Consider the following 6,926-nt stretch of genomic DNA (forward strand, 5'->3'; position numbering starts at 1 on the left):
CCCCGCTCAAACTCGTTGGTTATTGCGGAAGGAAGCTCGCCGCAATAGTTCCTACCGTGAAGACATGACAACGAACACGGACATCAGGCCCTTCCGGATCGAGATCCCGCAGGCGGAGGTGGACGACCTCAAGGCCCGGCTGGCCGGTGCGCGCTGGCCGGCCACGCCGGCCGTGGACGACTGGAGCCGCGGCGTTCCGGTCTCCTACCTGCGCGACTTGGCCGGGTACTGGGCCGACAGCTACGACTGGCGGGCCGCGGAGGCCGCGCTGAACGAGATCCCGCAGTTCATGACCGAGATCAACGGTCAGCGGATCCATTTCTTCCACCAGCGGTCGGCGTCGCCGGATGCGCTCCCGCTGATCCTGACGCACGGGTGGCCGGGGTCGCCGGTGGAGTTCCAGCAGGTGATCGGGCGGCTGACCGATCCGGTCGCGTACGGCGGTGACGCGGCCGACGCGTTCCACGTCGTCGTACCGTCGCTGCCTGGGTACGGGTTCTCCACGCCGCTCGGGCCGAACGGGTTCAACCTGTTCGGGGTCGCGCAGATGTGGGCCGAGTTGATGAACCGGCTCGGGTACGAGCGGTACGCCGCGCACGGTACGGACGCGGGATCCGGTGTCGCGGGGATGCTGCCGATGGTGGATCCGGCTCACGTGGTCGGCGTACATCTGGCAGGGGTGAGTGCCGGGGCGCCGTTCGGGGACCCGATTCCGCTGGAGGGGTTGTCTGAGTCGGATCGGGCCCGGGCGGAGCGGTTCAACAAGTCGCTCGATGACGGCTTCGGGTACTTCTTCCTGCAGGCGACGCGGCCGCAGACGCTGGCGTACTCACTCAACGACTCGCCGATCGGGCAGTTGGCCTGGATCGTGGAGAAGTTCGCGGAGTGGACCGACCCGATCCACAAGCTGCCCGAGGAGGCGGTCGACCGCGACCAGTTGCTCACCAACGTCAGCCTCTACTGGTTCACCGGCTCCGGTGCGTCGACGGCACACTCGGTGTACGACGGCGTCCAGGCCTGGAAGGCGATGCTCGCGCACCAGAGCGACGGCGAAGGCTGGGGAGACCAGCAAGTCAGCGGGCCGCCCACCGGTGTCGCCGTCTTCGGCGCCGAGACCGCGATCCGCAGTATCGCGGACCCGGCCGGGAAGATGAGCCACTGGAAGGAGTACGACCGCGGCGGTCACTTCGCCGCGATGGAGGTGCCGGAGCTGCTCACCGGCGACCTGCGAACCTTCTTCAAGCCACTGCGGTAGGACCTCCGTTGCCGGGCTGGGGCTCATGCGTCCAGCTCGGCGACGGCCTGAAGCAGAGCCATTCGATCACGGTCGACCCGACCACGATCGGGACCGCCCACGCCCACGGCTGATGCGGCAGGCTGACGATCGCAATCGCTGTCCACAAGGCGATCCAGCCCCCGCCGTACCCGCGCAGGACGCCGCGGTACCACAGACCACCGGGCGCTTCCGCGGCCCGCTGGCCCAGATACACGAACAGGTACGACGCGATCGTGATCGGCCAGAAGAACCACAGCCGCGCCCAGTCGTACGGGACCATCACCAGAGCGGTCAGGCAGACCAGCGCGATGGCCCAGTGGTAGACCTCGCCGGCCCAGTTCAGCCCGCGCCGATGCAAGGTCATGACGATCGCCAGCGGCCCGAACACCACCGCCAGGATTCCTGCCACCACATGCAGGATCAGCGCGATGTCACGCATCGCCGGTCCTCTCCCCGCACTCCCCGCTCCCCCCGGAGCACTCTGACATGTCAGGGAGCATAAGGGTCGAAGCAGCTACAGTCTCCCCCTCGGCGCGCCCACTTGGGCACGCCGAGGGAGGTGCTCAGCTCTCCGGGAAGGACAGCACCCGGCGGACTGCGAAGTTCCGATACCCCTGGCGTTCGAAGCTCTTCGCCATCGGCACGTTGCCGAAGTCGGTGTCGGCCCTGATCTGCTCGGCGCCGGTCTCCGCGAGCATGTGGGTGATCTCGGCCAGCAGGTCGTCGATGTACCGGTGTCCGCGGTGCTCGGGCAGGACGCCCAGGTACCCGACCACCGGCCCGCCGGCGTTGGCCGACGGGATCGCGAACCCGATCAGCTTCCCGTCGGCGTCGTACGCGAGCCGCCACCAAGCCCGGTCGCCCGGCATCGACTTGTAGATGTCCAGCTCCTCGCGGGCCGCGCCCTCAACCCCGAGCCGCGCGATCTCCCGCGCCGTGCCGGCGTCCAGGCTGCCTTGGCTGACCTGGCTGAAGACGTCTACGAACGCCTCGTCGTCGGCCGGCTCGAACCGCAGCCGCGTGGACCGCGGTGGGAGGCCGTACGCCGGCTTCCACTCGTACCGCAGCCGGTCGGTGATCTGGGTCAGCCCCGCGGCCGCGGCCGCCTGCCGACGCGGCTCGAGTGCGGCGACCACGTCCGGGTTGTCCTGCCAGTCGCTGTCCAGGAAGGAGTGGTACTCCGGCGGCTCGGCATCGGCCGGGCGGGACGCGATGGTGTGCTCGATGAGCGCTGTCCAGACCGGGACCGGGTCGCCGTCGCCGACGTAGTACAGGCCGTCGATGCTGTACGGCTGGTCGCCGTTGGGCATGCCCCACCAGATGGCCAGGGCCTGGATCTTGCCGTCGGTTTCGACGACCAAGGTCCAGTCGTTGCGGTAGTAGCCCTTGGCCTGGTACTCGCGGAAGCGGTCGAGCGTGACGGTGTTGACCGACTTCTGCTCGATCAGGGAAAGGATTGTGTCGAGGTCAGCCTCGACGGTGGTGCGGATGGTCACAAATCCTCCAACAGGAGGCGCGGCTGCTCCGCTCAGTGCGAGCTGTGCGAGCGGATCGGTCGCGCCGGGAAACAAGTCAGTGTGTTCATCGGTCGCTCCTTCCGCTCCGGATCGTTCTCGCCGCGCCAGACTCTAGGTCCTGCCCGGGGTCATAGTCCAACCGTTATTCACACCCGGGAGGTAACGTCGTCAACACGTTGAGTGACCATCCCGCCCTGGACGGAAGGACTCATTCACGATGTCGATGCTCCGCACGGCCCTGACCGGCCTGCTTGCCGTCGGACTGATCGTCGGCGGCCGGCCCTCACCTGGGCTGGCCGTCGCGACCGGCAATCCGCTCGAGCTGACCAGCGGCTTCTACGTCGATCCGGATTCCAACCCCGCGCGGTATGTGAAGCAACATCCGGGCGAGACCGAGATCAAGGCGAAGATCGCGGACCAGCCGGGAGCCCGGTGGTTCGGCGCCTGGAGTGGTGACATCACGAAGGCGGTCACGGCGTACACGACCGCCGCCGACCAGGCCGACAAGTTGCCGATCCTGGTCGCGTACAACATCCCGGGCCGCGACTGCGATGGTCATTCCGGCGGTGGTGCGGGGTCGCCGGCGGCGTACCAGCAGTGGATCGCCGCGTTCGCCGCGGGGATCGGCAGCCGGCCCGCGATCGTGGTGATCGAACCGGACGCGCTGGCGCAGCTCGACTGCCTGCCGGAGAACGAGCGCCCGACGCGGATCGCGTTACTGAAGTACGCCGCCAACCAGTTCGCACTGCGGAACCGGAACACCTGGGCCTACATGGACGGCGGTAACGCGACCTGGATCGAGGCGAAGGAGATGGCGCGGCGGCTGCGGCTGGTCGACGTCGGCAAGCTGCGCGGGTTCGCGCTGAACACCTCGAACTTCTACACCACGGAGCAGTCGGTCACGAAGGGCAAAGCGATCCGGGCCGCGCTCGGTGGCACCGGTCAGTTCGTCATCGACACCAGCCGGAACGGCAACGGGTCCAGCAACCAGTGGTGCAACCCGGCCGGCCGCAAGCTCGGCGTCTCCACCCAGGTCGCCACCAAGCCCTCCCAGGCCGCCGGCGTCGACCTCGTGGCGTGGCTCAAAGTCCCCGGCGACTCCGACGGCACCTGCGGCCTCGGCCCAGACATCCCCGCCGGCACCTTCTCCCCCTTGCTGGCCAACCACCTCATCACCGGCAGGTGAACGCAAAGCGGTCCCGGGCTGGGACCCGGGACCGCTCTTTGTACTGCTCTGTACTGCTGAACTTCAGTGGATCAGAAGTCCATGCCGCCCATGTCAGGCGCGCCACCCGGAGCGGCCGAGGCCTTCTCCGGCTTGTCGGCGATGACGGCCTCGGTGGTGAGGAACAGGGCCGCGATGGACGCCGCGTTCTGCAGCGCAGAGCGCGTCACCTTGGCCGGGTCGATGATGCCGGTGGCGATCAGGTCGACATACTCACCGGTCGCGGCGTTGAGGCCCCAGCCCGGCTCGAGGTTGCGAACCTTCTCCACCACGACGCCACCCTCGAGGCCGGCGTTCACGGCGATCTGCTTCAACGGCGCCTCGACCGCGGACCGCACGATGGCGGCACCGGTGGCCTCGTCACCCTCGAGGTCCAGCTTCTCGAACGCCAGCACGCTCGCCTGCAGCAGAGCCACGCCGCCACCGGCAACGATGCCCTCCTCGACGGCCGCCTTCGCGTTGCGAACGGCGTCCTCGATGCGGTGCTTGCGCTCCTTCAGCTCGACCTCGGTGGCCGCGCCGACCTTGATCACCGCAACGCCACCGGCCAGCTTGGCCAGCCGCTCCTGCAGCTTCTCGCGGTCGTAGTCGGAGTCCGACTTCTCGATCTCGGCGCGAATCTGGTTCACCCGGCCCGAAATCTGGTCCGCGTCACCCTCGCCCTCGACGATGGTCGTCTCGTCCTTGGTGACGACGATCTTGCGGGCCCGGCCGAGCAGCTCCAGGTCGACGGTGTCGAGCTTGAGGCCGACCTCCTCGGAGATCACCTCGCCGCCGGTGAGGACGGCGATGTCGACCAGCATGGCCTTGCGGCGGTCACCGAAGCCCGGCGCCTTGACGGCGACGGCCTTGAAGGTGCCCTTGATCTTGTTGACGACCAGGGTCGCCAGCGCCTCGCCCTCGATGTCCTCGGCGAGGATGGCCAGCGACTTGCCGGTCTGCATGACCTTCTCCAGCACCGGGACCAGGTCCTTGATGCTCGAGATCTTGCTGTTCACGATCAGGATGTAGGGGTCGTCGAGGACCGCTTCCATCCGCTCGGTGTCGGTCACGAAGTACGGCGAGATGTAGCCCTTGTCGAAGCGCATACCCTCGGTGAGCTCGAGCTCGAGGCCGAAGGTGTTGCTCTCCTCGACGGTGATGACGCCTTCCTTGCCGACCTTGTCCATCGCCTCGGCGATGATCTGGCCGACCTGGTTGTCCGCGGCAGAGATCGACGCCGTCGACGCGATCTGCTCCCGGGTCTCGACGTCCTTGGCCAGCGACAGCAGCTGCTCGCTGATGGCCTCGGTCGCCTTCTCGATGCCCTTCTTCAGGCCCATCGGGTTGGCGCCGGCCGCGACGTTGCGCAGACCCTCGCGGACGAGAGCCTGGGCGAGCACGGTGGCGGTGGTCGTACCGTCACCCGCGACATCGTCGGTCTTCTTGGCAACTTCCTTGACGAGCTCGGCCCCGATCTTCTCGTACGGGTCCTCGAGCTCGATCTCCTTGGCGATGGAGACACCGTCGTTGGTGATCGTGGGGGCGCCCCACTTCTTCTCCAGGACGACGTTGCGGCCCTTCGGGCCAAGCGTCACCTTGACGGCGTCGGCGAGGGTGTTCATACCCCGCTCGAGGCCACGGCGCGCCTCTTCATTGAAAGCAATCAGCTTGGGCATTCTCCGCGAGTCCTCCCGCGTCGAGTCATTGTGGTTCAGCCGGCCGGGATGCCCGCGACGGACGGCGCCGGCGCCGCGACGGTCATGTCCCGCCACGCCTCCAGCACCTCATCGAGGCCGTCTTCTGACACACCCGCGGGCAGGGAGTCTTATCACTCTCACCCTTGGAGTGCTAACCAAGTATTAGCACTCGCCCCAAGCGAGTGCAAGCCAGACCCCCGCTACGGTGAACCCATGGTGACGCTGCGCGAGGCCGGTCCGGACGCCTGGACGGACGTGGCCGCGGTGATGGGCGAACGCGGCGATCCGGGGCGCTGCCTATGCCAGTACTTCCGCCTCCGCGGCCGCGCCTGGTCCGACGCTACCCCCGCGAGCAACCGGGACGCCCTGCGTGCCCAGGTGTGCGAGGGCGAGCGCCCACCCGGCGTCCTGGCGTACGAGGGTGACACTCCGATCGGCTGGTGTGCCGTCGGCCCACGTACGGCGTACCCGCGGGTCGTCGCGTCACCGAACTGGCGCACCGACCATCCCGACTCATGGGTGATCACCTGCTTCGTCGTACCGGTCGGACACCGGCGCAAGGGCATCGCGGGCGAGCTCGCCGCCGGCGCCATCGACCTGGCCCGCAAGTACGGCGCTCAGACCGTCGAGGGCTGTGCGGTCGACACGGCCCTCGCCGGGCGCACCCCCTCGGCCGACCTCTACCGCGGCCCGCTGTCCGTGTTCCTGGACGTCGGCTTCAAGGAAGTCAGCCGCACCAGCCCTCAGTGGGTCCTCGTGCGGCTCAGCCTCGACTAGAGCTCCGCGCCGAGCTGGGCGATCAGGTACTTCGGGGCGGTCAGGCGCCAGGCCTCGGTGACCAGTTCGCGCAGCTCCTGGTCGTCGGCCGCGACGATGTCCACGCCGACCCAGGCGAACCGGCCGCCTGCCCAGGACGGTGAGTACACCTCCGGGTCCTCGGCCACCAGCGCCTCCTGCTCCTCGCGTAGCGCCTTCAGTTGCAGCCTGGTCTCGTCCTCCGACATATAGGCGAAGCTCTTGTTCTTCACCTTGAACACCGGCTGCCCCGCCCACCCCTCATGCTCCTCCACGCCCGGCAGCCCCAACACGACCTTCTGCAGCACGTCGACGTCCATCCCCCGAAGGTAAGCGCCCCCACCGACATTTAGGTTAGGTGTGTGCCTTGCGGGCGGCCGAACCACCGACTGGAACGCTTTGGTGATTCCTGAGTGCTGAGTGGTCGTTCGCGG

The 6,926-nt window shown here is 68.0% G+C and carries 7 protein-coding genes; 3 read left to right on the forward strand and 4 right to left on the reverse strand.

The window, feature by feature from the left end:
- Positions 1 to 64 precede the first annotated feature (64 nt).
- Entirely contained in the window at positions 65 to 1,255 is a 1,191-nt protein-coding gene (locus tag AB0E63_RS32315) for an epoxide hydrolase family protein (RefSeq protein WP_360374649.1), read from the forward strand.
- Here AB0E63_RS32315 and AB0E63_RS32320 read toward each other — a convergent pair.
- Both AB0E63_RS32320 and AB0E63_RS32325 read right to left on the reverse strand, forming a co-directional pair.
- The gene (locus tag AB0E63_RS32320; RefSeq protein ID WP_360374650.1) at positions 1,239 to 1,715 is read right to left on the reverse strand and encodes a hypothetical protein; all 477 of its coding nucleotides are present in this window, start codon (positions 1,713 to 1,715) and stop codon (positions 1,239 to 1,241) included. The genes AB0E63_RS32315 and AB0E63_RS32320 overlap by 17 nt on opposite strands.
- A gap of 124 nt (positions 1,716 to 1,839) precedes the next feature.
- Positions 1,840 to 2,772, reverse strand: coding sequence for a GNAT family N-acetyltransferase (locus tag AB0E63_RS32325; protein ID WP_360374652.1), 933 nt, complete (start codon positions 2,770 to 2,772; stop codon positions 1,840 to 1,842).
- Between the two features lie 238 nt (positions 2,773 to 3,010).
- On the opposite strand from AB0E63_RS32325, the gene AB0E63_RS32330 reads away from it, so the two are divergent.
- Positions 3,011 to 3,979 carry a glycoside hydrolase family 6 protein gene (locus AB0E63_RS32330; RefSeq protein ID WP_360374654.1) on the forward strand — a complete coding sequence of 323 codons (969 nt, stop codon included), beginning with the start codon at positions 3,011 to 3,013 and terminating at the stop codon, positions 3,977 to 3,979.
- 71 nt (positions 3,980 to 4,050) lie between these two features.
- Here the strand turns inward: AB0E63_RS32330 and groL are convergent, their stop codons facing one another.
- The gene (gene groL / locus AB0E63_RS32335) at positions 4,051 to 5,676 is read right to left on the reverse strand and encodes a chaperonin GroEL (RefSeq protein WP_360374655.1); all 1,626 of its coding nucleotides are present in this window, start codon (positions 5,674 to 5,676) and stop codon (positions 4,051 to 4,053) included.
- Positions 5,677 to 5,910: 234 nt separating this feature from the next.
- Here groL and AB0E63_RS32340 point away from each other — a divergent pair, with 234 nt between their 5' ends.
- Positions 5,911 to 6,474 (forward strand): GNAT family N-acetyltransferase, encoded by a 564-nt coding sequence (locus tag AB0E63_RS32340; RefSeq protein ID WP_360374657.1) that lies wholly within the window; start codon positions 5,911 to 5,913, stop codon positions 6,472 to 6,474.
- On the opposite strand, the gene AB0E63_RS32345 is transcribed toward AB0E63_RS32340, so the two are convergent.
- Positions 6,471 to 6,812 carry an MmcQ/YjbR family DNA-binding protein gene (locus AB0E63_RS32345; protein ID WP_360374659.1) on the reverse strand — a complete coding sequence of 114 codons (342 nt, stop codon included), beginning with the start codon at positions 6,810 to 6,812 and terminating at the stop codon, positions 6,471 to 6,473. The genes AB0E63_RS32340 and AB0E63_RS32345 overlap by 4 nt on opposite strands.
- Between the last annotated feature and the right edge of the window lie 114 nt (positions 6,813 to 6,926).

The organism is Kribbella sp. NPDC026596, from assembly GCF_040638415.1.
Classification (GTDB): Bacteria; Actinomycetota; Actinomycetes; order Propionibacteriales; family Kribbellaceae; genus Kribbella.